The organism is Cronobacter malonaticus LMG 23826 (genome assembly GCF_001277215.2).
GTDB classification, from domain to species: Bacteria; Pseudomonadota; Gammaproteobacteria; order Enterobacterales; family Enterobacteriaceae; genus Cronobacter; species Cronobacter malonaticus.
The window spans coordinates 4,182,541-4,208,945 of sequence record NZ_CP013940.1; the positions used below are offsets into that span (position 1 = coordinate 4,182,541).

Below are 26,405 nucleotides of genomic sequence, written 5' to 3' on the forward strand. Positions count from 1 at the left end.
AGGCATGAGGCCCGCTGCCTGAATTTCACCGCGCATCTTCGATGGAGAACATCATGCCAATGAGTAACAGTGGGCAGAAATTTATCGCCCGTAACCGCGCGCCGCGCGTGCAGATCGAGTACGACGTGGAAATCTACGGTGCGGAACGCAAAATTCAGCTTCCGTTTGTGATGGGCGTGTTTGCCGACCTGGTCGGGAAGCCGGTCGATCCGCAGCCTGCGGTGGACGAACGTAAATTCCTTGAAATTGATATCGACAACTTCGACGAGCGTATGAAAGCGCTCAAGCCGCGCGTGGCGTTCCAGGTGGACAACACCCTGACCGGCGAAGGCAAACTGAACATCGATCTCACTTTCGACAGCATGGACGACTTCCTGCCGGACGCCGTCGCGCGTAAGGTCGAGCCGCTGAACAAGCTGCTGGAAGCCCGTACTCAGCTCTCTAACCTGCTGACCTACATGGACGGTAAAAACGGTGCCGAAGAGCTTATCGCGAAAGTGCTTCAGGACCCGACGCTGCTCAAATCGCTGAGCCAGATGCCGAAAGATGACGATGGCACCAAAGGTAACGAGGAGTAATCGATGAGCAATCCTTCTCAACAGCAAGAGCTGCAGTCGCAGCAGGCGTTCAGCCAGGATGAATTCAGCGCGCTGCTCAGCAAAGAGTTTCGCCCGAAAACCGATCAGGCCCGTTCGGCCGTCGAAAACGCGGTAAAAACCCTGGCCCAGCAGGCGCTGGAAAACACCGTGACCTTCTCGAACGACACCTACCGCACCATTCAGAACCTGATTGCCGGTATCGACGAGAAACTGTCTCAGCAGGTTAACCAGATTATTCACCACGAGGAATTCCAGAAGCTGGAAAGCGCCTGGCGTGGCCTGAACTATCTGGTCAACAACACGGAAACCGACGAGATGCTGAAAATCCGCTTTATGAGCATCTCCAAGCAGGAGCTGGGCCGCACCCTGAAACGCTTTAAGGGCGTGGGCTGGGACCAGAGCCCTATCTTCAAAAAAATCTACGAAGAAGAGTATGGCCAGTTCGGCGGCGAGCCGTTCGGCTGCCTGGTGGGCGACTACTACTTCGACCACAGCCCGCAGGATGTTGAACTGCTGAGCGAAATGGCACGCATTGGCGCGGCGGCGCACTGCCCGTTCATCACCGGCACCGCGCCAAGCGTGATGCAGATGGAATCCTGGCAGGAGCTGGCGAATCCGCGCGACCTGACCAAAATCTTCCAGAACACCGAGTACGCTGCCTGGCGCAGCCTGCGCGAATCGGAAGATGCGCGCTATCTGGGCCTCGTCATGCCGCGCTTCCTGTCGCGTCTGCCTTACGGCATCCGCACCAACCCGGTGGACAGCTTCGACTTCGAAGAAGAGACCGACGGCGCGAACCACAGCAACTACAACTGGGCCAACGCGGCCTACGCGATGGCGGCCAACATCAACCGTTCCTTTAAAGAGTACGGCTGGTGCACCTCCATTCGCGGCGTGGAATCGGGCGGCGCGGTAGAAAACCTGCCGTGTCACACCTTCCCGAGCGATGACGGCGGCGTGGACATGAAGTGCCCGACCGAAATCGCCATCAGCGACCGTCGCGAAGCGGAGCTGGCGAAAAACGGCTTTATGCCGCTGATCCACCGCAAAAACTCCGACTTCGCCGCCTTTATCGGCGCGCAGTCGCTGCAAAAACCGGCGGAGTACCACGACCCGGATGCCACCGCGAACGCCCGTCTGGCAGCCCGCCTGCCATACCTGTTCGCCTGCTGCCGTTTCGCGCACTACCTGAAGTGCATCGTGCGCGACAAGATCGGTTCTTTCCGCGAGCGCGATGAAATGGAACGCTGGCTGAACGACTGGGTGATGAACTACGTGGACGGCGACCCGGCGAACTCCTCTCAGGAAACCAAATCCCGTAAGCCGCTGGCGGCAGCCGAGGTGCAGGTTCAGGAGATCGAGGACAACCCGGGCTACTATGCCGCCAAGTTCTTCCTGCGTCCGCACTACCAGCTGGAAGGCCTGACCGTTTCTCTGCGTCTGGTCTCCAAACTGCCGTCGCTGAAGAGCAACGAGGCGTAATAAATAATAGCCGGGCCGCAGGCCCGGCACGTTCCAGGGACGGAATATGTCTTTAATTCAGAAAGTATTATTCCTCACCACAGGTCTCACGGCGGTGCTCAGCATTCAGGCGCAGCCGCAGGAGCCTCCTGAGTTTTTTAAAGTCTTACCTTATCAACAGGTCTTTAAAGACATGGTACTGGCTCGCTGTCTGGCGCAGGTTTCCACTGACGACAGCGCTTTTAGTACCGATGCAGGCTTCAGCGCTTATGCCTTAATGCAATGGATACCTTTAGACATCGAAACGGGAAATGAAAAGGTCAATGCGCTCATCCTGAAATATCGCGATCGGCAAAATGGTTTTTCTCCGGAGGCATTAGCAGGACGTCCCATTAAGGGCGTTACGCTTAATTGTTTACGTCTTTATCACAGCCAGGCGCTGGAGCAGTTAAGTAAGGAAGTCCTTATTGGTGATTCGAGCCAGAGCTGGATGCAAGACAATCCCTCCTGGTAGAGCGAGCGAATATTTAAGGAAATAACGAATAAGGACATTCATGAAACGTTCTGTTTTTGTTCTGGCATGCGTGCTGAGTGCAGTCATGCTGAGTGCCCCGGCGCTGGCAGGAGTATGGGTTATCGACCCCGACGAGAGTCAGAAAAACCGTTTCGATCCAAACAGAGGCAATGTGACAGGCGAGCAACTCTTAAACGCCTGGAACGACAGAACAGATAAAGAGGCCTCGCTACAGGCTCAGATCTATTTGCTGGGCCTGTTTGATTCGACGGAAGGAATGGGCTGGTGCAGAAGTAAATCCATTATGCCCTCCACCCTTCGCGAATGGACTTACGGGTATTTTGAAAAATTACCGCCCGAACGGCTTAAAGAGAAAGCCAGCGTCCTGATGCTTGAAGCCCTTAAACATTATTTCCCTTGTCACAATAAAGCTGACAAGTGAGATCGTTATATCAGCACTAATAAATCACCTATTTTAGCGGCTCGCGTTGGGCGGGCTGCTGAGATCGCCTGACGGAATAAACATACTGTCAGGCTGAGAGGCAGAGGTAAAATATGGATGGTTTTATTCAGCCCCATGCTTTCCTGTTTGCCATATTAAGCGCTTTTTCGAAAGCAATAATCGTCATTAACGAAGAGTAAATATTATGGCTATTGATATGTTCCTGAAAGTAGACGGTGTAACCGGCGAATCTAAAGATTCCAACCACACCGGCTGGACCGACATCACCTCTTTTTCCTGGGGCGCATCCCAGCCGGGTAATATGAGCGTGGGCGGCGGCGGCGGTGCCGGTAAAGTGAATTTCAACGATCTGCACGTTAACGCGCTGATCGACAAATCCACCACCGCTATCCTGAAGCACTGCTCCAGCGGTAAGCACCTGACCAAAGTTGAGCTGTCTGTCTGCAAAGCGGGCGGCCAGCAGGTGGAATACACCCGTATCACTCTGGAAGATGTGCTGGTGACCTCCGTTCAGTACACCGGTGCTGACAACGGCGACACCGTTGGCGTTACTTATGCATTCCAGGCTGCGAAAGTGAAACAGCAGTACTGGGAGCAGACGGCGACCGGCGGTAAAGGCGCAGAAACCAGCGCTGGCTGGAACATCAAAGAAAACAAAGAAGCGTAATCGTAGTGAGCCCGCAAGGGCTCACTTTACCCTTTCAGGGATCAGGGATGGTGAAGCAGTTCTGCGTGGCATTTATTTTTACAGGGTTGTTCGCGTCGCAGGCGTTAGCCCGCACCACAACTTACAGCCCGGAAGAGTATCTAAGAAATTACGCCCTGAGCACCTGTATTGCGCAGGGCTATCAGTCTGAAGAAGTAAAAAACGACGCGGCGGCCGCAGCGAGAGGCTATCTGGAGTTTGGCGACTATTCGCTTGAGGCGCATACGGCGGTCATTGAGCTAGGTAAAACGTTTCTTGCGAAAACGTATGGCAGCCAGTCGGGTGAGCCGATGACGCTCGCGAAATGCATCGATTTCGTACACAGCCCGGCGCTTGCAGCGCTCATCCAGCGTTATAAAAATCAGCCAGACCGCTAAGCGGGCGGTGAGAAAAATTCATGAAGTTAAAAACACGTATCGCCGCTTTCACAGTTTTGACGGTTTCTTTCCACGCGGCACTGGCGCAGCCGCTGGCATCCATCAGCGAATTTACGCAGCCGCAGATTTTTACCGAGTGGGTACAGAACCGCTGCATGGGCCATATCGTCGACAGCGCCGCGCTGAAAGAAGACGCCAACGCCAGCGCCGCCGCCTGGCTGGAGGCGAGCGAATTGCCGGTCGAGGCATTTAATGAAGCGGATACGATCATTACGCAGGCGCTGAAAACGCCTGTGGGCGGCACAGCGAAAAGCGATTACCGGGTGCTGAAATGTTCGTTGATTGCGCACAGCCCGGAAATGACGGCGCTGTATCAGCAATTCGCGGCCCGGAAGGCGCAGTGAGAAAAGGCGGGTGCGCTTCGCTTACCCGCCCTACGTTTCAGCCTTTGCGGCAAAAGATAAAACATGTCCCACAGCCAGGCGCGACAGCGACTATGTTTATGCGCAGCGATGATGTTAATGGCGCTGATATACGTATTATCAATAGAATAACCCCGTCCGGTTGTGAGGCGCGAGGCTTAACGACAGGCAGTCACGGGCAGCGCGCAGGCGCGGCTCTGTTCCTTAGCACGCAAACGTCGGGCGTCTGATAAGACCCGCGACGTTTGAGCGCTAATAACCCCAGGCAGGAATACGCTATGCGATTCACGATTACTACCAACAAGCCCGGCCACCAGCCTCCTCAGAGCAGCTGTGACTTCTACCCGCCGGGCGGCACGATTGGCCGTGGTACGGATAACAATCTGGTACTGCCGGATAACGAAAGAACGATTTCCCGCCTGCAGGCGATTGTCCATATCTCCGCGGACGGCGAGTGCCGCATTACCAACCGCGGCAACGTCACCCGCGTGGTGCTGAATGATATTCCGCTGGAGCGCGGCCGCCAGGTGGAGTTACAGGACGGCGACGTGCTCGGCATTGACGATTACCGCATCCAGGTGAGCGATCTGGCGCTGAACGCGCAGCCGGTTATCGCGATGGCCGCGCCGAAACCGAACGTCGCGCCGCAGCAGCCTCAGGCGCCGCAGCCTGCGAAACCGCAGCAGCCGCCGAAAGCCGACGCGCAGGACAACGCGCCGACGGCGGTGCCGACCGAAATCTGGGACAGCCTGATGCAGGAGTTTTCTATCTCCGACAGCATCAGCCAGGGCCAGAGCCAGAGCGCGCGCCCGAAAACGCCGGAAGCGCAGCCTTTTAACCCGTTCAACGCCCCGAAAGAGGCGGATCGCAACCCGGAAGATCCGCTGGCGCACTTCCAGAGCGGCGGCAACGAGCCGCTGTTCGGCAATGAAAGCGTCAACCCGGACAGCCTGTTCAAAGATGACACGCCGTTCGATAAAGACAGCATTTTCAACGATGTGACGCCAACCACGCTGGTGCCGCCGTCTGATAACCGTCAGGCCGCGAAACCGCAGGCGCCGCATAAAGAGAATGAAGAAGAGCTCGATCCGCTGGCGCTGTTTGGCGGCGTGGGCTCCACGCCTGCGCAGAGCCGCAGCGACGATCCGCTTGGCCTGATGATGGGCGGCGCTGTGCCGCTGACGCCGCCGGATGAGCTTAACGCAGGCGCTGCGCCATTAACGCCGCCGCCCGCCGCGAAGCAGGACGCTGAGCCGGTTAAACCAGCAATTTCTCCCGAAAAACCACAGCCGGAAAAACCGCAGCCGGAGATGACGACCTCGCCGCTCGCGCCAAACGCGGACGACTCAATCGATCTGGCGTCGCTCGCCGGTTCGCCGCTGTTCCCGGAAGAAGTGCCGGAAGAGCCGGTGACGCGCGTGGAAGTTCAGCCGACGCCGCCGGAAGTCCAGGATTACGCGGGTATTACGCTGCCGACGCCGCAGGCGGTGGTGCGCAGCACCGCGCAGACGCCAAAAGGCCGCCTGCGCATCGACCCGGTGCAGTCGCCAACCAGCCAGGGCGGCACGCCAACGGCGTCTAACGGCGACGTGCTGAACGGCGAGCTGCTGGAAGCCTTGCTGGAAGGCATGGGTCTTGGCGAGCTGCAACCGACGCCGCAGTTTGACCGCGACAATATGCGCCAGCTCGGCCAGATGCTCAGCATGTTCTCGCAGGGCACCGTGGCGCTGCTCTCCTCGCGCTCGATTCTCAAGCGCGGCGTGAAAGCCGATATGACGATGGTACTGGACGACGCCAACAACCCGTTCAAGCTGCTGCCGTCAGGCAAAACCGTGCTGATGCAGATGTTCGGCACCCGTATGCCGGGCTTTATGCCGCCGAAAAAATCGGTGCGCGACGCGCTTATCGATCTTCAGGCGCACCAGCTTGGGATGATCGCCGGTATCCGCGCCATCATCGCCGCCATGCTGCAATCCTTTAATCCGGAGCAGCTCGAAGAAGAGGCGAAGCGCGACGGCGCTATCTCGCGCCTGGCGCTGCCGGCGAGCCGCAAAGCCGCGCTGTGGGATTACTTTGTGCGTCATTACAGCGATACCGCGGGTGAGATCGAGGACGATTTCCATACTCTGTTCGGCGAAGCCTTCCTGCACGCTTATGACATGGAAGTGAATCAGTACAAAGACTCACAAAGCGGATCGGAAGAAGAATGAATATCAGCACGGCCTCACTCTCCAGACAGGGCGAGCGCGCCAGCAACCAGGATCAGACCGGAGAGACCATCGGCGAACGCTCCGCCTGCTTCGTGGTGTGCGACGGGATCGCCGGCCTGCCGGGTGGCGACGTCGCCGCGGCGCTCGCGCGCAATGCCATTCTTTCGCGCTTTGACGGGGAAAAGCATCTCAACGCGCAATACATCCGCGAGTATGTGAATCAGGCGAACCACGCTATCCGCGCCGAGCAAAAGGCGGTGCAGGATTATCACCGCATGGGCACGACGCTGGTGAGCCTGTTTATCGACCGCGATTATCACCTGGCGTACTGGGCGCACGCGGGCGACAGCCGCCTGTATCTCTTTCGCCGCGGCTGGCTCTATCACGTGACGACCGATCACAGCCTGGTGCAGCAGATGAAAGACGCCGGGCATCAGACCGACGGCGTGAACAGCAACCTGCTCTATTTCGCGCTCGGCATGGGCGATGAAGGCCGCGAGGCGAGCTACAGTGATGTCGTACCGATTGAAGACGGCGACGCGTTTTTGCTCTGCACCGACGGCTTCTGGCACGGCGTAAGCGAAGAGCAGATGAAAAAATCCCTTCATATGGTGAATACCCCAGATGAATGGCTCACTTTGATGAATCAAATACTGTTGAAAAATGGTGAGCAGGGGCATGATAAGCAGGATAACTACAGCGCCGTAGCGGTCTGGGTGGGATCGCCCCAGGATACGACGCTGCTGCATACGCTCTCTGACGCGGCGCAGTTTTTCCCCCTTCGAGATTAAAGGCTAACAAGGACTTTTATGAAACTTTGGCTTCCGGGTCTGGCTCTGCTTGCGGCGTCATCCAGCGTCTGGGCAGATAATTACCGTATCGTTCAGTCAAATACCCTGAAACTGGATGTCTGGGTAGACAACATTAAAGACAACACGCCGCAAAGCTGGTGCGGCCCTGAGCTGCCGCTGCGCATCGTCTCCAGCGGCGACAAAACGCCGAAGGTGCTGGATAACTTTATGCCGCGTCTCGGCTCGCTGCTGGAAAGCCAGTGTAGCAAGCTGAAAACCGTGCGCTGGCAATTGAACGACGCCCAGGGCAAAGCGCTGGCGAACGGCACCGCCACCAAAAGCGGCGACTGGAACCCGGTAGTGACGCCTGCCGCCGCGCCGGAACAGACCACGACCGACACGACCGCCGCCGCGACGCAGACCACCGTCGATACGCTGCCGCAGGGTCGCCCGGAAGATCTCTCACCGCCTGCTGACCGCACGCCGTGGCTCGAATTTAACCTTCAGGACGGCTGCCACCTGCGCACCTTCTGGAAAGGCGGCGCGGACGCCAAAGCGCTGTTTATTCCGGCGAAAGACGACGGCATCTGTGAAAAAGGCGGCTGGCTCAATGGCCGCAGCGAAGTGATTCAGAAGGGCGCGACCGGCGATCAGAAAATCGCGGTGACCTTTGTCCATGGCTTCCCGATTATGGGCATTAACGCGGGTGTTGACGCCGACCGTCTGCTTATCACCAGCGTCAACAACGAACGCATGGTGGTCAGCGATGGCCGCTCCGCCCAGAGCTGGATGATCCTGCCGTATAACCGCGAGCAGAACGTCTGGCAGGCGCAGGGCACGGTAGCGGTTGAAATCTCCCGCGAGCAAGCCAGCGACGAGGCGCGTCTGCGCACGCGCTTAGACGAAGTCCGCAAAGTCTGGTCCAGCTATGTCGCGCCGGGCACGACGCTCAATATTCTGTTGGTCGAAGCGCTGCATCCGCAACTGCGCGACCCCGCGGCGGGCGCTTACCGCGCGCTGTAATGACCGTTAAACGCCAGGAGCCGTTATGAACACGCTGTATCAACAACTGGCTGGCGCGAGCGTCAGCGACGCGCTGAGCCGTCTTGAGGCCGATATCAAAGCCCAGCCGGGCAACGCCGATCGCCGCGCTGCGTTTGTGCAGTTTCTCTGCCTGAACGCCAACTGGACCCGTGCGCTCACCCAGCTGAAAAGCTGGGCCGCGCTGGCACCGCAGGCGCAGCCGACCGTGACGCTGCTGCAACAGGCCATCGAAGGCGAGCAGCAGCGCGCTGAAGTGCTGGCAGGCCGCGCGCGTCCGCGGATGCCGGGCGAACAGTGGCCGTGGCTGGATCTGCTGCTGAAAGCGCTGGCGGAAACCGACCCGGCGCGCGCCAGCGAGCTTCGCAGCGAGGCGCTGGAGCAGGCCGAGGCCAATCCGGGCGAACTGACGCTGGCGGTGGGCGACGCGCCCGGCGAGCCGGTGCGTTTTGACTGGCTGATGGATGGCGACGCGCGTCTGGGGCCAGTGTGCGAGCTTATCGTTAACGGCAACTACTTCTGGGTGCCGTTCAGCGCTATCGCGTCGATTCGTTTCCAGGCTCCGGCGAGCGTTACCGATCTGGTGTGGCGTCACGCGATGGTGCAGCTGGTGGACGGCACCGAACAGGTTTGCCAGATCCCGGCGCGTTACCCGCTGGAAACCGGCGCGGAAGACCGCTTCCTGCTGGCGCGCACCACCGAGTGGCAGCCGCTGGACGCGGAAGGCATTCACTATCTAGGCGCGGGTCAGAAAGTCTGGCTGAGCGGCGAACAGGAGTTCGCGCTGCTGACGCTGGATATGCTCGCTTTCGGGCTGCCGGACGACGCATCGCATGAATAAACCGTATCAGGATGACGACAGCGGAGATCTGCTGCGCCATGGCTATCGTTCGCGCCGCAACGCCACGACGGTCAGCGCGCGCGACAAAATGCAGCCGTCGCTGCTGGACCGTCTGACCGATAACGCGCCGGACAAACGTCAGGAGCCGGCGAACAGCAATCTCGTCTCGCACAGCGCGCTGCGTCGCCAGGTGCTGCGCGATTTGCAGTGGCTGTTCAACACCATTAACAACGAAGCGCAGCAGGATCTGAGCCGGGTGGACCACGTGCGCCGCTCGGTCTTTAACTTCGGCGTGGCACCGCTCGCGGGCAAGCGGATGTCGGAAATTGAGTGGGGCGATATCCAGCAGCGGCTCACCGAGGCGATTTTGCACTTCGAGCCGCGCATTCTGCCGCAGGGGTTGCAGGTGCGCTGCGTCTGCGACACCAAATCGCTCGACCTGCACAACGTATTATCGATTGAGATTAAAGGCCGCCTGTGGTGTGTGCCCTGGCCGCTTGAGTTCCTGTTCCGCACCGATGTGGATCTGGAAAACGGCCATTTTGAGCTTAAAGATGCGGGGTAAACATGGACAGTAAACTGCTCGAATACTATAACCGAGAGCTGGCGTATCTGCGCGAAATGGGCGCGGAGTTCGCCGAACGCTACCCGAAAGTGGCGGGCAGGCTCGGTATGCGCGGGATTGAAGTCGCCGACCCGTACATCGAGCGCCTGATGGAAGGCTTCGCCTTTCTCACCTCCCGCGTACAGCTCAAAATGGACGCCGAGTTTCCGCGCTTCTCACAGCGCCTGCTGGAGATGCTCGCGCCGAATTATCTGGCCCCCACGCCGTCAATGGCGATAGCCGAACTGCACCCGGACAGCGCCAAAGGGGATCTGAGCAACGGGTTTGTGGTGCCGCGCGGCACCATGATGGACAGCCAGCTTCTGAAAAAGAACGGCGTCACCTGTAGCTACGCCACCGCCCATGACGTGCGCCTGCTGCCGCTGCATATCAGCCAGGTGGAGTTAGGCGGCGTGCCGGCCGATGCGCCGTTAAGCCAGCTCGGTTTAAGCCAGCGCGGCGCGGTCAGCGCCCTGCGCGTGCGCATCGCGTGCGACGGCCCGGTGCTGCTCAACCATCTCGATTTCGATCGCCTCGATTTCTTCCTGAGCGGGCCGGATATCCAGGCGCTGCAACTGCTGGAGCTGCTGATGGAGCACCGCGTCGGCATCTTCTGTCAGACCGTCGGCCCGAAACCGTCACGCGTGGTGCTCGCCGACGACGCGCTGCGTCAGGAAGGCTTTGAGGCTGACCAGGCATTGTTGCCGGACGATCTGCGCAATTTCGACGGCTACCGCCTGTTGCAGGAATATTTCGCGTTCCCGGCGCGCTTCCAGTTTTTAAGCCTGCGCGGCATCGGCAAGCTGCTGGCGCAGAGCGGGCAGGCGAACGCGTTCGATATCATCATCCTGCTCGATAAAACCGACACGCCGCTGGAGCGCGTGGTGGATAAGAGCCATCTCGCGATGCACTGCACGCCGGTCATCAATTTGTTCCCGAAAATCGCCGAGCGCCAGAAGCTTACCGAAGGCTTAAGCGAATACCACCTGGTGGTGGATAACATTCGCCCGCTGGATTACGAGATTTTCTCGGTCAGTAAAATTTACGCCAGCGAAGACGGCCAGCGCGACGACCAGATCTTCCGCCCGTTCTGGAGCACCTGGAGCCGCGACGGCGGCAACTACGGCGCGTATTTCTCAATGCGCCGCGAACAGCGCGCGCTCTCGGAACACGCGCTGCGCTACGGCACGCGTACCGGCTATGTCGGCTCCGAGGCGTTTGTATCGCTGGTGGACGCAAGCCACGCGCCGTGGCGCGACGAACTGCGCTATATCACCGCCGAAGTGATGTGCACCAGCCGGGATCTGCCGCTGATGCTGGCGCAGGATATGGGCCAGTTCGTGCTGCCGGATTCCATGCCGGTGCGCGCGCTCACCATGCGCAAAGGGCCGACGCCGCCGCGCCCGGCGCTGGCCGAAGGCTTCAGCACCTGGCGGCTTATCAGCCAGCTGCAAATGAACTACTTAAGCCTGATGGACGCTGAAGATGGCGAGGGCGCCGCCGCGCTGCGCCAGCTGCTCGGCCTCTACGCGCGCCTGGCGGAAGCGCCGGTGGCGCGCCAGATTGACGGCATTCGCCACTGCGTGCTGGAGCCGGTGCATCGCCGCGTGCCGGAGCCGGGCCCGATTGTCTTCGCCCGCGGCGTCGGGATTTCGATGACCGTCGACGAACAGGCGTTTTCCGGCTCCAGCCCGTGGCTGCTCGGCAGCGTGCTGGAGCGCGTCTTCGCACGCCTGGTCTCCATGAACAGCTTCACCGAGTTCACGCTCAAGAGCCAGCAGCGCGGCGAAGTGGGCTACTGGGGGCCGCGAATGGGTAAAAGGGCGCTGATATGAGTGAGACGCAGCCACAACCCGCGCCGGTGAAAAGCGCCTCCCGGCTGCCGGAGAATTACTGGCAACAGATGATGGCCGCGCCGTGGCGCTACGATCTGTTCCAGATGCTGCGCCGTCTCGACGCGCAGGGCGGCGAACGCTACCGCTTAGGCCGCGCGCCGCTGCCGCGCTTTGAGCCGCTGCGCATCGGCCAGCAGCCGTCGATGGCCTTTGCGCCGTCAACGCTCGCCGCGGTGAAACCGCGCGACAACACGCCGCTGTACGATGTGTCGATTTTAAGCTTCGGCCTGTTTGGCCCGAACGGCCCGCTGCCGATGCACCTGACCGAATATGCGCGCGAGCGTCTCTATCATCATCAGGACGACAGCCTGAGCGCGTTCGCGGATCTGTTTCATCACCGCCTGACGCTGCTGTTCTACCGCGCCTGGGCTGACGCCCAGCCAACCGCGTCGCTCGACCGCACTGACGGGCCGCGCATTGAAAAATATCTCGCCTCGCTTATCGGCATGGGCCAGCCGGGGCAGATGGAAAAGGGCAGCCTGAGCCACCACGCGCGCTATTCGCTGGTCGGCCATCTGACCCGCAACGGGCGCGACGCCGAGGGGCTTGAAAAAATCCTGCGTCACTATTTCCACGTGCCGGTGACGATTGTGCAGAACATCCCGCAGTGGATGCCGTTAACCGAGCGTGAGAAAGCGCGTCTCGGCGCGGGCCGCCGGATGCCGCGTCTCGGCGAGGCGGCGTTTCTCGGTGTGGCGGTGCGCGACGTGCAGCATAAATTTCGCATTGAACTCGGCCCGCTGGATGAAGAGACCTATCAGCGTTTTCTGCCCGGCGAACCGTGGGTCGAGGAGCTGCGCGACTGGGTGCGTCAGTATATGGGCATCGAGTATGAGTGGGAGGTGCGCGTTATCCTGCGCGCCGACGCGGTAAAAGGCGTCACGCCTGGCGGCACGGGCCGCCTCGGCTACAGCGCCTGGCTTGGCAAACAGCCCACCCCGCAACCGCGCGGCGATCTGGTTTTTCGCGCGGAAAGTTAACATGGCCTGCGCCGGTGGGCGCGGTGTCAGAGAGGGTATACGGAATATACCCGCCATCTCAGAAAGGACAAATAATGCACAGCGACGTCATACTGACACAGCCCGGCGGCTGGATTAACGGGGTTTATGTTTTCGTTTCGCTGCTGTTACTTGCAGGTTTTATCGTCATCAAAACCCGACGACCGTCGGGTCGCGCAGTCATAAAAGTGACGGCCTTTTTCTTTATTCTTGTTTGCTCACTTCTTCAGTTTTTTATTTTTCGTTATGGACTAACCGGGGTTTACGAACTGGCTGGCTATTACCCGCAAGACGCGCTCTGGGTGCGTTTAGCCGCGCTGGCGCTCTGTTGCGCTTACGCGTTCTGCCTGCCTTTACGTTATGCCCGCCAATAATATCGCTTGTTGCGTAAGATACGCGCCAACCTGAACGGAACCGATCATGTCAGAAATCAGCCGTGCCGTACTGTTCGGCAAACTGGATACGCTGTTGTTTACCTCGCTGGAAAGCGCCACCTCCTTCTGCAAGCTGCGCGGCAACCCGTATGTGGAGCTGGCGCACTGGCTGCATCAGCTGATGCAGCAGCAGGACGGGGATTTACAACATCTGATCCGCCATTTTTCACTGGATGAAGAGGCGCTGAGCCGGGATATCGTGGCGGCGCTGGATCGCCTGCCGCGCGGCGCAAGTTCCGTTTCCGATCTCTCGGAGCATATCGACAGCGCGGTGGAGCGCGCGTGGGTGTACGGCTCGCTGAAGTTCGGCGTGACGCGCATTCGCGGCGGGCATCTGCTGATCGGCATTCTGAAAACCTTTAACCTGGCGAACGTGCTGAAAGGCATCTCCAGCCAGTTCAACCGCATCAGCGCCGACCTGCTGGTCGAGCAGTTCGACGCCATCTTCGCGGGCAGCAAAGAGGCCCAGCAGGCGGTCGCCGCCGCGCCGGACGCCGCCGGCAACGCGCCGGTGCAGCAGGGCACGCTCGCGCAGTACGGCCAGGATCTCACCGCGCGCGCGCGTGAAGGCAAAATCGACCCGGTGGTCGGGCGCGATGAAGAGATCCGTCAGATGGTGGATATTCTGATGCGTCGCCGTCAGAACAACCCGCTGCTGACCGGTGAAGCGGGCGTGGGTAAAACCGCGGTCGTGGAAGGCCTCGCGCACCGTATCGCCGCGGGCGATGTCCCGGAGCCGCTGCAAAACGTGCAGCTGTGGCTGCTCGATATCGGCATGTTGCAGGCGGGCGCGGGCATGAAAGGCGAATTTGAAGCGCGCTTGCAGGGGCTTATCAATGAAGTGCAGTCCAGCGCCACGCCGATTGTGCTGTTTATCGATGAGATCCACACGCTTATCGGCGCGGGCGGCCAGCAGGGCACCGGCGACGCCGCCAACCTGCTGAAACCGGCGCTGGCGCGCGGCCAGCTGCGCACCATCGGCGCGACCACCTGGGCGGAATATAAAAAATACATCGAGAAAGATCCGGCCCTGACGCGCCGCTTCCAGACCGTGCAGGTGCATGAGCCGGATGAAGAAAAAGCCGTGCTGATGCTGCGCAGCACCGTCTCGCCGCTGGAGAAACATCACCGCGTGCTGCTGCTGGACGAAGCGGTCAGCGCGGCGGTGAAGCTGTCGCACCGCTACATTCCGGCGCGCCAGCTGCCGGATAAAGCCGTCGCGTTGCTGGATACCGCCTGCGCGCGCGTCGCCGTCAGCCAGAGCGCGCCGCCGCCGCAGTTAGAAGATTGCCTGCACCGCATCGCGGCGCTGGAAGTCGAAGCGGAAATCGCCGAGCGCGAAGCGCGCGTGGCGGTGGGCGACGGCGAGCGCGTGGCGCGTCTGAACGCCGAGCGTGAAGCGCTGGAAGCCGAACGCGACGCCCTGACCGCCCGCTGGGAAGAGGAGCGCGCGCTGGTGGATGCGATTATCGCCCTGCGCGCCGAGCTGCATATGGCCGACGAAGAAGCCCAGCCTGCGCTGCGCGAGACGCTGGCGGAGCGCCAGAAGGCGCTGGCCGCCGTACAGGGCGACGCGCCGCTGCTGTTCGCCGCGGTGGACGCGAACGTCGTCGCGGCGGTGGTCTCCGACTGGACCGGCATCCCGCTGGGCCGCATGGTGAAAAACGAAATCGACGCGGTGCTGAAGCTTGCCGACACGCTGAACCAGCGCGTTATCGGCCAGCGTCATGGGCTTGAGCTTATCGCCAAACGCGTGCGCACCTCCCGCGCGCGCCTTGATGACCCGAACAAGCCGGTGGGCGTCTTTATGCTCTGCGGCCCGTCCGGCGTCGGTAAAACCGAAACCGCGCTGGCGCTCGCCGAGTCGCTGTACGGCGGCGAGCAGAACGTTATCACCATCAACATGAGCGAGTTCCAGGAAGCGCATACCGTCTCCACGCTGAAAGGCGCGCCTCCGGGCTACGTGGGCTACGGCGAAGGCGGCGTGCTGACCGAGGCGGTGCGTCGTCGTCCTTACAGCGTCGTGCTGCTCGATGAGATTGAAAAAGCGCACCCGGACGTGCATGAGATTTTCTTCCAGGTGTTCGATAAAGGCTGGATGGAAGATGGTGAAGGGCGTCATATCGATTTCCGCAACACGATTATCATCCTGACGTCCAACGTCGGCACCGATCTTATCAGCGCCATGTGCGCCGACCCGGACCTGATGCCGGAGCCGGAGGCGCTCAGTGCGGCGCTGCGTCAGCCGCTTTTGCAGGTTTTTCCGCCTGCACTGCTGGGACGATTGCTGGTTGTGCCGTATTATCCGTTAAGCGACGCGATGCTGGCCGAAATTGTGAAATTGCAGCTTAAGCGGATCCAGCGTCGTCTTGAGGAAAATCACGGTATTATTTCCGAATTCGACGACAGCGTAATTACCCAGATTGTGGCGCGTTGCACCGAGGTGGAATCCGGCGGCCGTATGGTCGATGCGATCCTTACCAACACCCTGCTGCCGCAGATGAGCCAGATACTGCTCACCGCCAGCGCGCAGGACGAGAAATATCGCCGTCTGCGCGTGACGTTCGAGCAGGGTGAGTTTCAGTGTCAGTTTGCGGCGTAACGCCATCATCAAGCAGAGAGTTTTCCAAACATGACGGATTACGAAAACAACCGGACTGTACCCAACGCCCTGCCGATTGGTTACCGTTTCAATGAGTTTGAAATTAAGGAAGTGATTGGTGGTGGCGGTTTCGGCATTGTCTATCGCGCCTGGGATCATCAGCTTGAGCGTACCATTGCGATTAAAGAGTTTATGCCGTCGTCGCTGGCGGTGCGTAATGACGACATGCGCCTGGTGTTGCGCAGCGACCGCTTCAGCAAAGCGTTTACCGCGGGCCTGAACAGCTTTATCCAGGAGGCGCGTCTGCTGGCGCGCTTCAACCACCCGAACCTGCTGCACGTGCTGCGCTTCTGGGTGCAAAACGACACCGCCTACATGGGCACGGTGTTCTACAGCGGCACCACGCTGTCGCGCCTGAGCAAACAGCACCCGGAGATGATCAACGAGGCGTGGATCCGCCGCACGCTGCCGATGCTGTTCGGGGCCATCAAAACGATTCATGACGAAGGCTACCTGCACCGCGATATCTCGCTGGATAACATCCAGATCCAGGATAACGGCCTGCCGGTGCTGCTGGATTTCGGCTCCGCGCGCCGCAGTATCGGCAATGTCTCCGATGAGACGGAAACCATGCTGCGTCCGGGCTTTGCGCCGATTGAACAATACACCGACGACAACGAAAGCGAGCAGGGCCCGTGGACCGATATCTACGCGCTCGGCGCGGTGCTGCATACGCTGATTATGGGCTCGCCGCCGCCGGTGAGCGTAGTGCGCAGCATCGCCGACAGCTACCGTCCGCTCGCCGAGCTGCGCCCGGAAGGCTATTCGCTGCCGCTGTTACAGGCCATCGACCGCGCGCTGGCGCTGAAAATGGAAGACCGTCCGCAGTCGATTGATGAATTCGCCGCGCTGATTGAAATGCCGGTCGCCGGGCTCGATGACGTCATGAGCGTCAAAAAGCCGGGCACCATGCTGGTGCCGGTGGAAGAAGAAGAGACCACGCCTGCCGCTGAGGCCGGCTGGCGCCGCTACAAAATGCCGGGACTGATTGCCGCAGGCGTGCTGGTGGGCCTGGTTGCCGGTGGGCTGCTGTTTGGCGGCAGCGGGGATAACCCAGCGCCGGAAACCGCCAGCAACGACAGCGCGCCGCGTGAACAAGCGCCGGCGCAGCCGCCGGTGCAGAACACCACGACCGCGCCGGCGACCACGACGACGCAGGACGCCGCGCCCGCGCAAAACGCGCCGGTACAGGGCGCCCTCGTGGCGCAGATCTACGTGCGCATGGGCGAGGGCGAGCAGCTGGCGCTTAACGGCAAAACGCAGACCGTGACGCCGGCTGAGAACGGCTTCGCCTCGCTGCAACTGCCGACCGGCGATTATGAGCTGACCATCAAAGGACGCGGCCAGACCCGCAGCCAGACCATCAATGTCTCCCGTCCGGGCACCTGGCTTGTAAACCCGTAAGGATACCGGGAGGCGTTAGCGGCGGCGTATTGCCCGCCGCCACTCCACGACGCCTCCCGTCCTGTCTCCGGCTTATACCTTCATAAAATGCCGGCAGGTGAATACCCGCTACAGGACAACACGTATGTACCACATCAAAATTGTCTCTATTTTCCGCGAGAACGTTCCGCCTGCGCAGTTTGAAAGGATCATGCGTCCTGACATCGCCGCGCAGTGGATAATGTCTGTGCCGGATAACACCGTGCGCTCGCTGTTTACGCGTTACGATCTGTTTCAGCCTTCTACCCGCGCGAATCCGTATCAGTCCGGGCGTGACTTACGCAAGCTGATTGCCGATGAATTCTGGCATGGCAACCTGGTGGCGATTGATGAAAGCTCGCGGCCCTGGTCGCCCACCACCGAGCTTTACTACATTAATGAAAAAGGCGAGCTGGAGCCGACCCACGCGCCCCGGTCGCTGATGTTTCCGTTGGGCTACATCATCGTTCGCTACGGCTCGATGGTGCGTGTCTATCGGACGCTTCCGCCGCCGACCGTCAGACCAACCCAGGTGGTGAAATCGAAAGCCGCAGCGGGCCCTGAGCTGGCGACGCCGGGTAAAGATATGAAGCAGACCGCCGCGCAGCTTAAAGCGATGACCAAGGCGGAACGCTGGCAGGCGCGTAAAGATCTCATCAGCAAGGGCAGCGGCAGTATCTACCCCGATGCGCAGATCGCCGCGAAGCGTCTTGCCGAGAACAACATCGCCGTCGAAAAAGCCAAGCTTGCGGAAAACGTCTACAAGACGGTTAACCCGCTGGAAGCCACGCCGGATGTACCGGAGGGATGGAAGGATATCAGTAATGACAGCGAGGCCCTGAATAAGCTCGGCCTGAAAAGCAAGATGCTGTATGACAACCCCGCGTCCCCCAATTTTCTGGCACGTGTTTATCAGCCTGACCAGGCTGTCTTTGGCAATGATATGAATCCGACGGTGGTCTTCAGGGGGTCAAGGGAGCCAGGGTTTGCCTCGATAGGAGATAACCTCTCTTCGCTGTGGAATAAAGGCGAGCTTGCCCCCGTGAAAAACGGTGCTGACTGGTCGAATAACTTCGCGCAAGGGATGGGTCGGGATTCCGACTACTACAAAAGCGCTGTGGGTATTGGTGACAAGCTGGCGAAATCCGGGCAGAACATTGATATCGCTGGTCACTCATTGGGCGGCGGTCTGGCGTCTGCTACCTCCATGGCGAGTGGCAAACCGGCGTGGACCTTCAACGCCGCCGGGCTTCACAGCAGTACCGTGGAAAAATATGGTGGCACCGTTCTGGGTAACACCGATGATATTCAGGCCTACCGTGTTGAGGGCGAGTTGCTGACGAAAGCGCAGGAAGTGAATGTCTGGGAAGACCTTAAATCAATGAAAGGCCTCCCTGTTCCGACGCTGCTTAAAGAAGGCGTTTCTGCGCTCAGCCCCAATGCGGCGGGCATTCCACACGATCTCCCCGGTGGCACGGGCAGCGCCCTTGATCGTCACGGCATCGGGCAGGCCATTCACTGCATTGAACAGCAAAAAGATGAGGATATCACCATCATCGGGAGCCGCCTGTGAAGAAACTCTTTTGGGGATGCCTCGCGCTGTTTTTTATCTTCATGATTCAGGGGTGTAAAAAAGATATGGATTTAAACCCGCAGGATTACTTTAGCGGCCAGCAACTGACTCTGGCGAAGGCTATTGAAGCTGGCGATGTCAGCGAAGTGGAAAAACTTGCGCCGGAAACCGACCTGAATAAACCTGGCCAGCAGGAAATGACACTGTTGTTCTGGGCGCTCGGGAATGCCTTAAATGATAAAAAAACGCCTGACCAGTTAACGATCATTACCGTGCTGGTTAAGGCCGGGGCCGATCCGCTCCAGCCGCGTCCGCAGGGGCAAAGCAGTCCGGCTGAGTTTGTATTAAACGCCGACAGCGGCGACTGGATTAAGGCGATGCTCGACGGTGGTTTATCGCCGGACGCGAAAGATAAAACGTCCCATGAGCCGATTATTTTTGAAACCATCAAAGCCAAAAATACGGACACGCTTGAGGCGATGCTGAATGCGGGCGCGAATATCAATATCACCGATTCGCTCGGCAATACGCTGCTGATCGATGCTCTGGATTATCACGCCTACGATCATGTATTGCTGCTGCTGGAAAAAGGGGCCGATCCGGAGATTCACGGTAAGTTCGGCTGGACGATGGGCAACCAGCTTGAGCGTTTCCTGAAGCGGGCAAAAGCGGGCAGCGACGAGTATCAAAAGCTCACTGAAATAAAAGAGAAGCTCATTGAGCACGGCGGAAAATGGCCGCCCGCCCCGGTTAAATAATTTCTGCACGACCTTACCCGCTGACGCGCCTGCATAATTCCTGATTATGCAGGCGATATCATTTCTGATGCCGCGGGTTTTCTCCCTTTCTGCTTTGCCGCTACGCACGCGATCGCATAAGACATTATGGAATGAAGACTATGCTCAACCGAATCACCGTTCAGCTCCCGGTCGAGGGGCTGCTTTTCTGGAAACTCTCCGGGCGCGAGGCGCTGTCGGAGCCGTTTATGTTCACCCTGACGCTGCTCGGCACCGATGCGCGCGCCGACCGCAGCGCGCTGCTGGGCCAGCCGGTGACGGTGACCATCCCGACCCAGGCGCTGATGACACCGCGCTACCTTAACGGCAAGGTGACCCGCGTGGCGGTGAGCGCGGTGGAGCTTTCGGGCACCCGCTACGCGGCCTATGAGCTGACGGTGGAGCCGGACCTCTGGCCGATGCAACGCGACCGCAACCTGCGTATCTTCCAGGGGCAGACGGTGCCGCAGATAGTGAAGACGCTGCTGGGCGAAAGCCGGGTGAACATGGAAGAGCGGCTTTCCGGCAGCTACCGCGTCTGGGAATACTGCGTGCAGTACCAGGAGAGCAGCCTTGATTTCATCAGCCGCCTGCTGGAGCTGGAGGGCATCGCCTACCACTTCCGCCACGAGCAGGACCGCCACACGCTCATCCTCACCGATGCTCCCGGCCAGTACGAGCCGTTCCCGGGCTACGAGACCATGCCGTATCACGTCACGCCGTCCGGTGGCAGCACAGACGAAGAGGGCATCAGCCAGTGGGCGCTGGAGGACAGCGTGACGCCGGGCATCTACAGCCTCGACGACTACGACTTCCGCAAGCCGAACGCCTGGCTGTTCCAGGCGCGGCAGAACCCGTTGTCGCCGCAGCCGGGGAGTATTGACGTCTACGACTGGCCGGGCCGCTTTGTGGAGCACGGCCACGGGGAGTTCTACGCCCGCATCCGCCAGGAGCGCTGGCAGGTGGAGCACCGCCAGACCCAGGGCACCGCGACGGCGCTCGGCATCGCGCCGGGCCACACCTTTGTGCTGCGCAACGCGCCGTTCTTCGGGGATAACGGCGAGTACCTGACTACCGTGGCGCATTATCGCTTCGAGGAGAACCGCTACGCGAGCGGCCCGGACAGCAACACCCTGCATGAAATTCGCTTCGAGGTGATACCGGCTGATGTGCCGTACCGCCCGGCGCAGAAGACGCCGTGGCCGCGCACCTACGGCCCGCAGACGGCAAAAGTGGTCGGCCCGCAGGGCGAGAGTATCTGGACCGACAAATATGGCCGGGTGAAGGTGAAGTTCCACTGGGACCGTCTCGGCAAGGGCGACGACACCAGCTCCGGCTGGGTGCGCGTCTCCAGCGCCTGGGCGGGCCAGGGCTTCGGCGGCGTGCAGATACCGCGCGTGGGCGACGAAGTGGTGGTGGACTTCATCAACGGCGACCCGGACCGCCCGCTGATTACCGGTCGCGTGTACAACGAGGCCAGCATGCCGCCGTGGGAATTACCCGGTGATGCCACGCGTATGGGCTTTATGACCCGCAGTAAAGACGGGCACCGCGATAACGCCAGTTATCTTTTCTTTGAAGATAAAATGGGCGATGAGTTAATGGATATGCATGCCGAGAAAAACATGAATATCTCGGTAGAAAACGACAAGACAGTCACGATTGACGGCAGTCGCACCACCACTATCGGACGTGAGCAAAAAGATGAAGTGACGGGTGATGCATCTTTCCATTATGGAAAAACGCGAACAACGACTGTGAAAGACTTCGAGAAAAAAACATTTGAAAATGGCGAGCATATAACAGTTCAAAAAGGTAGAACAACAAATATTAATAGCGGTCGTGATCGTGTTAATATAATGGAAGGCCGGACCACAACGATATCAAAAGGCGGTGATGTTTTACATATAGAGTCTGGTGGATTGAAACATACAATTGATTCTGGAGATCTTAATGTAACTATATCTTCTGGAAAATGGACCCAGACAATTACAGGTGGTGAAACGTTAATTACATCACCGCAAAAAATAACTATTCATAGTGATTCAGAAATCAATCTTGACACCCCATACTGGGTAACAAACGCACATGGTCATCAAGAAAGTTATGTCGGGATTTCACTTGGTGTTACGTTTTTTGGATTAGACATTAAAATGGCAAGTGTATCTTTTACCCCCACAAGCTTTGGGATGACAGGGATAAAAATGGAGAACAATCCTGTAACTATACATGTTGATAATGGAATAAAAACGCGCGTTGCCGGATGTGAATTTGATTCTTTGGCAATGAGTTTGCATGCAGCTGCAGTCTTTATGTTTATTTAAGGTGGTATTATGAGATATTTCGTTGATTTTGTTGCAATAGTTTTCTTTTGTTTGCTCGCCTATCTTATCATCTCATTGCTTATTCGTGATGCGCGTAACAAAAAAATAAAAGAAAATATATTAAATGATAGTATTGAAAGTGCTGCGATAATAAAAAATGTTCAAAGTCGCTCTGGAGGGAATTCTGGATTTATTAATGTGACTCTTTATGTTGAGTTTGCTACGCAAGAAGGGAAAATAGTGAGTGGTAAGAAAGATGCGGTGATTGATGCAATGAGTACATATAAATACCAACCAGGGGAGACGGTTCCTATCCGATATTCACGAAAAGAGCCAGAACAATTTTTAATTGATATACCAAATCCTTTATTGAAGCGTAAATGATTGATTTTAATTGCATCGGGCTGAGGTGTTCCTCTGGATATCTTAGCCTTAAAGCTAAGAGACTTTAGAATTGTTTTTTCTTCTGTAATACCTAACTGATTTTCATAAATATAAAAGAATTGGATTTACATAGTGAGCGACTCATAGTTTAATCATGCTGGCTGAATATTTATTTTTTCTTTTGTATATAATTATCATATCTCTCAATTTGTTTTTTATAAAATCAATTTGTCAGACATTTCCCCTTCGTAATTTATCACTGCCTCTTTTGTATTTGTCGTTCATAAAGGACACATGGCATGAAAATCGTTAAGCCCCTGCGCCTGAGCGTACTCAACCGGCCTTTTCGCTGGGAGGGGAAAAACTATCTGGGCGTATCGGTTATTGCGCTCGCGGACATGGGGCCCAGCCCAAAACTGCGGCCAGAAGTTGAGCTCTGGCAACTGGCGGCGAGTGAGCTGCAAACCAGCGGTGGGATTATCGACATGGCCATCCCGAAAGTGCGCGCTGAGTTTCTGGCGACCGGCCATGCCTACACCCACCATCAGCAGGAAAAAACCGCCTGCGCGGTGCGTATTGATGTGGAGAACCTCAGTAAATCGCTGGCTGTCTTCGGCGATCGCTACTGGGCTGGCAGCAAGATGACGCTGCCCCGGCCTTTTGATGAGATGCGCCTCGACTGGAGCCGCGCCTACGGCGGCGAAGGTTATGAAGAAAACCCGCACGGTGTGGGGTTTCGGCCGGAAATCCACCAGGGGCATGAGTTTCGTCGTCTGCCGAATATCGAACCTTTCGAAGGGCGCATGATATCGCCAAAACAGAAGCCGGAGCCGGCAAGCTTCGGGCCGCTGGATATTCTCTGGCCGCGCCGGTTCAGCCGCATGGGCAAAAAGTATGACGCCAGCTGGCTACAGAACGATTTCCCCGGCTTTGCGAAAGATATCGACTGGAAAGTGTTTAACGCCGCAAGCCCCGATCAGTGGTGGCAGGATCGCGATTCGCTGCCGCCGCAGGCGAAATGGCGCATCTGGAATATGCATCCTGAAAAACCGCTCCAGGAAGGTACGCTGCCGCCGTGGCAGGCGCGTTGCTTTATCAATCGTCAGCGCGGCGACGACACTCTGTTCGAGGAAGTGGCGCTACGGGCCACCACCGTCTGGTTCTTCCCGCATCTCGAACAGATGATGCTGATCTGGCAAGGCCACATTCGTATTAATGAAGATGATGCGGCTGACGTGCTGCAACTTCTGCCGGCGATGGAAAAAGTAGGCGCGTCCCGTTCGGTGAATCACTACCGCAAGGTACTGGCGCAGCGCATGGATAAAGAAAAGGGAGCGCTGTTCGCCTTTCGCGAGAAGGATCTGGTGCCGGAGGATGCCATCGGCCCCTGGATCGACAGCGAAGTGGAAGAGTCCGCCAGCCCGATGCGCGACAACATGAATAATCGCGCCAGTCAGCTTCGCGAGCAGCATCGCGCCCGGATTGAGGCCAGCGGCGGTGACGTAAACGATCTGCTGGGAGATTTCGAAGATCCGGCAATGCCGAAGCTGGATGAACTCCCTGAGTTTATCGAAAAGATGGAAAAGCAGGCCGCAGAGATGCAGGTGAAAGCCGAGGCGCGTAAGCGTGAAATGGAAGCGCGTTTTCCGCAGGGAAATAACGACGATAACCAGCCGCGCGGCCCGGAAGCGATGCACCGTATGCAGGAAATGCTGTATCGCAATCGCGACAGCCTCGGTGAGAAGAAGCTGGCGCAAAGTCGCGACGCGCTGCATAAGATGTACCTGATGTCCGTTCAGCATCAGCCGCCAGCACGCCGTCTGAAAGGCGATCTGGCGCAGATTATCCGTCAGCGCGCCGAACGCACACTGGCGCAGGGTGGTGATTTTAGCGGTATGGATCTGACGGGCGTTGATTTCTCCGGTATGGATTTGCGCGGCGCGGATTTCAGTAAGGCGCTGCTGGAGTGCGCCGATCTCAGCCATTGCCAGCTGGATGGCGCGAACTTCCGCGGCGCTATGCTGGCGCGCGCTGAGCTGCATCATACCTCGCTTCGTGATTGTAATTTTGAAGGCGCGAGCCTGGCGCTGGCCCAGTGCTGCCATAGCGATTTCAGCGGCGCACGTTTTAAAGATACGCAGTTGCAGGAGACGCTGCTGGATGACTGTGTATTCGACGACGCCACGCTGGAAGGGCTTCTGTTCCGCGAAACCTGGTTTACCCGCTGCCGGTTCCATCGGGCGACGCTTGATGGCTGCGTTTTTCTTGAATTGACGCTACCGGGTCTCGATTTCCGCCATGCGCGGCTGAATAAAACGACATTTGTGAAATCCACATTAGAAGCAGCGGACTTCAGCGATGCGACGCTCGACAGTTGCTCCTTTGTAGAAACGCACGCCGACGAAGCCCGCTTTATCAGCGCGACCTGGATAACCTGCGCGGCGGCGTCGGAAAGCACGCTTAACCGGGCCGATTTCACCCATGCGACGCTTCGCCAGAGCAACCTGCGCCAGACAGCGCTGTGTTGCGCGCGTTTTGAACTGGCAAAACTTGAGAACACTGACCTCAGCGAAGCCAACTGCCGTGGCGCCAACTTTCAGCGCGCCAGCCTGGTGGGCAGCCTGTTTATACGAACGGATTTTCGTGAGGTGGATTTTACCGACGCCAACCTGATGGGGGCGTTGCTGCAAAAAAGCCAGTTGGGCGGTGCGGATTTCAACGGCGCTAATCTGTTTCGCGCGGATCTGTCCCAGACGTTCACAAATGGTGAGACCCGCATGAGCGGCGCGTTTACCAAACGCGTGAAAACGCTGCCTAAGCGTGATGGAGAAGTGGTATGACAACGCTCAGCGCAGCGGAGCTGCAACAGAAAATCAAAAACGGCGAAGCCATTATCGAACTCGCGCTGGATGGGCTCGATTTACAGGGCTGCGATCTGTCTGGCGGCATGTTTCAGGAAGTGTCGTTCACCGGGGCTAACCTTCGCGGCGCAAAGCTGCATGAAACACTCTTTACCGAATGCACGATGAATCAGGTGGATCTCAGCGGTGCGCATCTGGAGCAGACGGTCTTCAACCAGTGCGAGCTTGATAATGTTCATGTGCGAGAGACAACGCTTAAAGAGTGTGTGTTCAATCAGTGCGCGCTCAGCGGCAGCGATTTTTCACACAGCGCGCTGTTAAGCACGCAGTTTATGAACTCTACGCTTAACGACAGTCACTTCACGCAGGTGCAACTCGACCGCAGCGTCTTTTTTGAATCGCCGCTGGAAAAGGCCGTACTTAGCGGCTGCCAGAGCTTAATGGCCACGTTTTATGGCATCGATTTGCGCACCACGTCGCTGGATAACGGCACGTTTGAGCGAACCGTCTTTTTTAACTGCGATCAGCGCGGCAAAAACTATTCTCAGCAGCAGTTTGTGGGCTGCCAGTTTACGGATTGTCAGCTGGAAGGTGCGCAGTTTGAAGGCGCGCAACTGCCGCAGTGCAATTTTAAAGGCGCAACGCTTAAAGGGGCACAGCTTCAGCGTGTCAACGCCAGCCAGGCGCTGTTCATGGAGGCGGACCTGAGCGAGGCCCAGTGCCAGAACAGTATGTTTGATCAGGCGATCTTTGTAGGGGCGACGTTGCAACAGGCAGACTTCAGCCACAGCCGGTTGTTCCAGTGCATTTTCCAGCAGGCGAATGCGACAGGCGCCCGGTTTATCCAGAGTGATCTGACCTACAGCGATTTTTCCGGTGCCGATCTGCGGCTTGCCGATTTACGCGGCGCCACCTTTTCCCGCACTCGTTTACACCGGGCGCGCCAGGATAACGCCCTTTTTTCCGATCGTCAGGGCATCCTGGAGTATGACGAAGAATTACTGGCGGCTGAAGCCTGGAGCGCGCAGCGCCAGAGCCGTATCTGAG

Annotated in this window: 23 protein-coding genes; all 23 read left to right on the plus strand. The window is 58.4% G+C overall.

Annotated elements, in window-relative coordinates:
- Positions 1-53 precede the first annotated feature (53 nt).
- The gene (tssB, locus tag AFK66_RS19575; protein ID WP_007853510.1) at positions 54-578 is read left to right on the plus strand and encodes a type VI secretion system contractile sheath small subunit; all 525 of its coding nucleotides are present in this window, start codon (positions 54-56) and stop codon (positions 576-578) included.
- Positions 579-581: 3 nt separating this feature from the next.
- Complete coding sequence (gene tssC / locus AFK66_RS19580) at positions 582-2,081, plus strand: type VI secretion system contractile sheath large subunit (RefSeq protein WP_004385964.1); 1,500 nt, start codon at positions 582-584, stop codon at positions 2,079-2,081.
- Positions 2,082-2,127: 46 nt separating this feature from the next.
- Positions 2,128-2,574, plus strand: coding sequence for a T6SS amidase immunity protein Tai4 family protein (locus tag AFK66_RS19585; protein ID WP_007779788.1), 447 nt, complete (start codon positions 2,128-2,130; stop codon positions 2,572-2,574).
- Positions 2,575-2,614: 40 nt separating this feature from the next.
- Positions 2,615-3,016: a Rap1a/Tai family immunity protein gene (locus AFK66_RS19590; RefSeq protein WP_007779792.1), complete on the plus strand. Its 402-nt coding sequence runs from the start codon at positions 2,615-2,617 to the stop codon at positions 3,014-3,016.
- 205 nt (positions 3,017-3,221) lie between these two features.
- Positions 3,222-3,704 carry an Hcp family type VI secretion system effector gene (locus AFK66_RS19595; protein ID WP_004386969.1) on the plus strand — a complete coding sequence of 161 codons (483 nt, stop codon included), beginning with the start codon at positions 3,222-3,224 and terminating at the stop codon, positions 3,702-3,704.
- 47 nt (positions 3,705-3,751) lie between these two features.
- Positions 3,752-4,120: a T6SS amidase immunity protein Tai4 family protein gene (locus AFK66_RS19600; RefSeq protein ID WP_007779794.1), complete on the plus strand. Its 369-nt coding sequence runs from the start codon at positions 3,752-3,754 to the stop codon at positions 4,118-4,120.
- 20 nt (positions 4,121-4,140) lie between these two features.
- Positions 4,141-4,524, plus strand: coding sequence for a T6SS amidase immunity protein Tai4 family protein (locus AFK66_RS19605; protein ID WP_007779797.1), 384 nt, complete (start codon positions 4,141-4,143; stop codon positions 4,522-4,524).
- Between the two features lie 296 nt (positions 4,525-4,820).
- Positions 4,821-6,752 carry a type VI secretion system-associated FHA domain protein TagH gene (gene tagH, locus AFK66_RS19610; RefSeq protein WP_023897737.1) on the plus strand — a complete coding sequence of 644 codons (1,932 nt, stop codon included), beginning with the start codon at positions 4,821-4,823 and terminating at the stop codon, positions 6,750-6,752.
- The gene (locus tag AFK66_RS19615; RefSeq protein WP_004386964.1) at positions 6,749-7,543 is read left to right on the plus strand and encodes a PP2C family protein-serine/threonine phosphatase; all 795 of its coding nucleotides are present in this window, start codon (positions 6,749-6,751) and stop codon (positions 7,541-7,543) included. The genes tagH and AFK66_RS19615 overlap by 4 nt, the downstream gene beginning before the upstream one ends.
- 18 nt (positions 7,544-7,561) lie before the next feature.
- Complete coding sequence (locus AFK66_RS19620; protein ID WP_007779805.1) at positions 7,562-8,566, plus strand: hypothetical protein; 1,005 nt, start codon at positions 7,562-7,564, stop codon at positions 8,564-8,566.
- Between the two features lie 25 nt (positions 8,567-8,591).
- Positions 8,592-9,425: a type VI secretion system accessory protein TagJ gene (locus AFK66_RS19625; protein WP_023897738.1), complete on the plus strand. Its 834-nt coding sequence runs from the start codon at positions 8,592-8,594 to the stop codon at positions 9,423-9,425.
- Positions 9,418-9,990 carry a type VI secretion system baseplate subunit TssE gene (tssE, locus tag AFK66_RS19630; RefSeq protein ID WP_004386961.1) on the plus strand — a complete coding sequence of 191 codons (573 nt, stop codon included), beginning with the start codon at positions 9,418-9,420 and terminating at the stop codon, positions 9,988-9,990. The genes AFK66_RS19625 and tssE overlap by 8 nt, the downstream gene beginning before the upstream one ends.
- A 2-nt stretch (positions 9,991-9,992) precedes the next feature.
- Entirely contained in the window at positions 9,993-11,864 is a 1,872-nt protein-coding gene (tssF, locus tag AFK66_RS19635; RefSeq protein WP_023897739.1) for a type VI secretion system baseplate subunit TssF, read from the plus strand.
- Positions 11,861-12,904, plus strand: a complete 1,044-nt coding sequence (gene tssG, locus AFK66_RS19640; protein WP_004386959.1) for a type VI secretion system baseplate subunit TssG — start codon at positions 11,861-11,863, stop codon at positions 12,902-12,904. Before tssF ends, tssG begins: the two co-directional genes overlap by 4 nt.
- Positions 12,905-12,978: 74 nt before the next feature.
- Complete coding sequence (locus AFK66_RS19645; protein ID WP_007703900.1) at positions 12,979-13,296, plus strand: hypothetical protein; 318 nt, start codon at positions 12,979-12,981, stop codon at positions 13,294-13,296.
- 46 nt (positions 13,297-13,342) lie between these two features.
- Positions 13,343-15,958: a type VI secretion system ATPase TssH gene (gene tssH, locus AFK66_RS19650; protein WP_023897740.1), complete on the plus strand. Its 2,616-nt coding sequence runs from the start codon at positions 13,343-13,345 to the stop codon at positions 15,956-15,958.
- A 30-nt stretch (positions 15,959-15,988) separates the two neighbouring features.
- A complete protein-coding gene (locus AFK66_RS19655) occupies positions 15,989-17,422 on the plus strand; it encodes a serine/threonine protein kinase (RefSeq protein ID WP_023897742.1) in 1,434 nt (477 codons plus the stop codon).
- A gap of 124 nt (positions 17,423-17,546) precedes the next feature.
- Complete coding sequence (locus AFK66_RS19660) at positions 17,547-19,013, plus strand: Tle-like phospholipase domain-containing protein (protein WP_007779823.1); 1,467 nt, start codon at positions 17,547-17,549, stop codon at positions 19,011-19,013.
- Positions 19,010-19,771: an ankyrin repeat domain-containing protein gene (locus AFK66_RS19665; RefSeq protein WP_007779824.1), complete on the plus strand. Its 762-nt coding sequence runs from the start codon at positions 19,010-19,012 to the stop codon at positions 19,769-19,771. Before AFK66_RS19660 ends, AFK66_RS19665 begins: the two co-directional genes overlap by 4 nt.
- 140 nt (positions 19,772-19,911) lie before the next feature.
- Positions 19,912-22,113, plus strand: coding sequence for a type VI secretion system Vgr family protein (locus AFK66_RS19670; protein WP_023897743.1), 2,202 nt, complete (start codon positions 19,912-19,914; stop codon positions 22,111-22,113).
- Positions 22,114-22,122: 9 nt separating this feature from the next.
- Positions 22,123-22,497 carry a DUF3592 domain-containing protein gene (locus tag AFK66_RS19675; protein ID WP_032968525.1) on the plus strand — a complete coding sequence of 125 codons (375 nt, stop codon included), beginning with the start codon at positions 22,123-22,125 and terminating at the stop codon, positions 22,495-22,497.
- A gap of 299 nt (positions 22,498-22,796) precedes the next feature.
- On the plus strand, positions 22,797-25,337 hold the full coding sequence (locus AFK66_RS19680) for a DUF2169 family type VI secretion system accessory protein (RefSeq protein WP_007779828.1): 2,541 nt from the start codon (positions 22,797-22,799) through the stop codon (positions 25,335-25,337).
- Entirely contained in the window at positions 25,334-26,404 is a 1,071-nt protein-coding gene (locus AFK66_RS19685) for a pentapeptide repeat-containing protein (RefSeq protein WP_007779830.1), read from the plus strand. Before AFK66_RS19680 ends, AFK66_RS19685 begins: the two co-directional genes overlap by 4 nt.
- Position 26,405 lies beyond the last annotated feature (1 nt).

What these genes read in the sequence shown, in the direction of transcription:
- tssB (WP_007853510.1), top strand. Translation starts at nt 54, where the DNA reads ATGCCAATGAGTAACAGTGGGCAGAAATTTATCGCCCGTAACCGCGCG.
- tssC (WP_004385964.1), top strand. Translation starts at nt 582, where the DNA reads ATGAGCAATCCTTCTCAACAGCAAGAGCTGCAGTCGCAGCAGGCGTTC.
- AFK66_RS19585 (WP_007779788.1), top strand. Translation starts at nt 2,128, where the DNA reads ATGTCTTTAATTCAGAAAGTATTATTCCTCACCACAGGTCTCACGGCG.
- AFK66_RS19590 (WP_007779792.1), top strand. Translation starts at nt 2,615, where the DNA reads ATGAAACGTTCTGTTTTTGTTCTGGCATGCGTGCTGAGTGCAGTCATG.
- AFK66_RS19595 (WP_004386969.1), top strand. Translation starts at nt 3,222, where the DNA reads ATGGCTATTGATATGTTCCTGAAAGTAGACGGTGTAACCGGCGAATCT.
- AFK66_RS19600 (WP_007779794.1), top strand. Translation starts at nt 3,752, where the DNA reads ATGGTGAAGCAGTTCTGCGTGGCATTTATTTTTACAGGGTTGTTCGCG.
- AFK66_RS19605 (WP_007779797.1), top strand. Translation starts at nt 4,141, where the DNA reads ATGAAGTTAAAAACACGTATCGCCGCTTTCACAGTTTTGACGGTTTCT.
- tagH (WP_023897737.1), top strand. Translation starts at nt 4,821, where the DNA reads ATGCGATTCACGATTACTACCAACAAGCCCGGCCACCAGCCTCCTCAG.
- AFK66_RS19615 (WP_004386964.1), top strand. Translation starts at nt 6,749, where the DNA reads ATGAATATCAGCACGGCCTCACTCTCCAGACAGGGCGAGCGCGCCAGC.
- AFK66_RS19620 (WP_007779805.1), top strand. Translation starts at nt 7,562, where the DNA reads ATGAAACTTTGGCTTCCGGGTCTGGCTCTGCTTGCGGCGTCATCCAGC.
- AFK66_RS19625 (WP_023897738.1), top strand. Translation starts at nt 8,592, where the DNA reads ATGAACACGCTGTATCAACAACTGGCTGGCGCGAGCGTCAGCGACGCG.
- tssE (WP_004386961.1), top strand. Translation starts at nt 9,418, where the DNA reads ATGAATAAACCGTATCAGGATGACGACAGCGGAGATCTGCTGCGCCAT.
- tssF (WP_023897739.1), top strand. Translation starts at nt 9,993, where the DNA reads ATGGACAGTAAACTGCTCGAATACTATAACCGAGAGCTGGCGTATCTG.
- tssG (WP_004386959.1), top strand. Translation starts at nt 11,861, where the DNA reads ATGAGTGAGACGCAGCCACAACCCGCGCCGGTGAAAAGCGCCTCCCGG.
- AFK66_RS19645 (WP_007703900.1), top strand. Translation starts at nt 12,979, where the DNA reads ATGCACAGCGACGTCATACTGACACAGCCCGGCGGCTGGATTAACGGG.
- tssH (WP_023897740.1), top strand. Translation starts at nt 13,343, where the DNA reads ATGTCAGAAATCAGCCGTGCCGTACTGTTCGGCAAACTGGATACGCTG.
- AFK66_RS19655 (WP_023897742.1), top strand. Translation starts at nt 15,989, where the DNA reads ATGACGGATTACGAAAACAACCGGACTGTACCCAACGCCCTGCCGATT.
- AFK66_RS19660 (WP_007779823.1), top strand. Translation starts at nt 17,547, where the DNA reads ATGTACCACATCAAAATTGTCTCTATTTTCCGCGAGAACGTTCCGCCT.
- AFK66_RS19670 (WP_023897743.1), top strand. Translation starts at nt 19,912, where the DNA reads ATGCTCAACCGAATCACCGTTCAGCTCCCGGTCGAGGGGCTGCTTTTC.
- AFK66_RS19675 (WP_032968525.1), top strand. Translation starts at nt 22,123, where the DNA reads ATGAGATATTTCGTTGATTTTGTTGCAATAGTTTTCTTTTGTTTGCTC.
- AFK66_RS19680 (WP_007779828.1), top strand. Translation starts at nt 22,797, where the DNA reads ATGAAAATCGTTAAGCCCCTGCGCCTGAGCGTACTCAACCGGCCTTTT.
- AFK66_RS19685 (WP_007779830.1), top strand. Translation starts at nt 25,334, where the DNA reads ATGACAACGCTCAGCGCAGCGGAGCTGCAACAGAAAATCAAAAACGGC.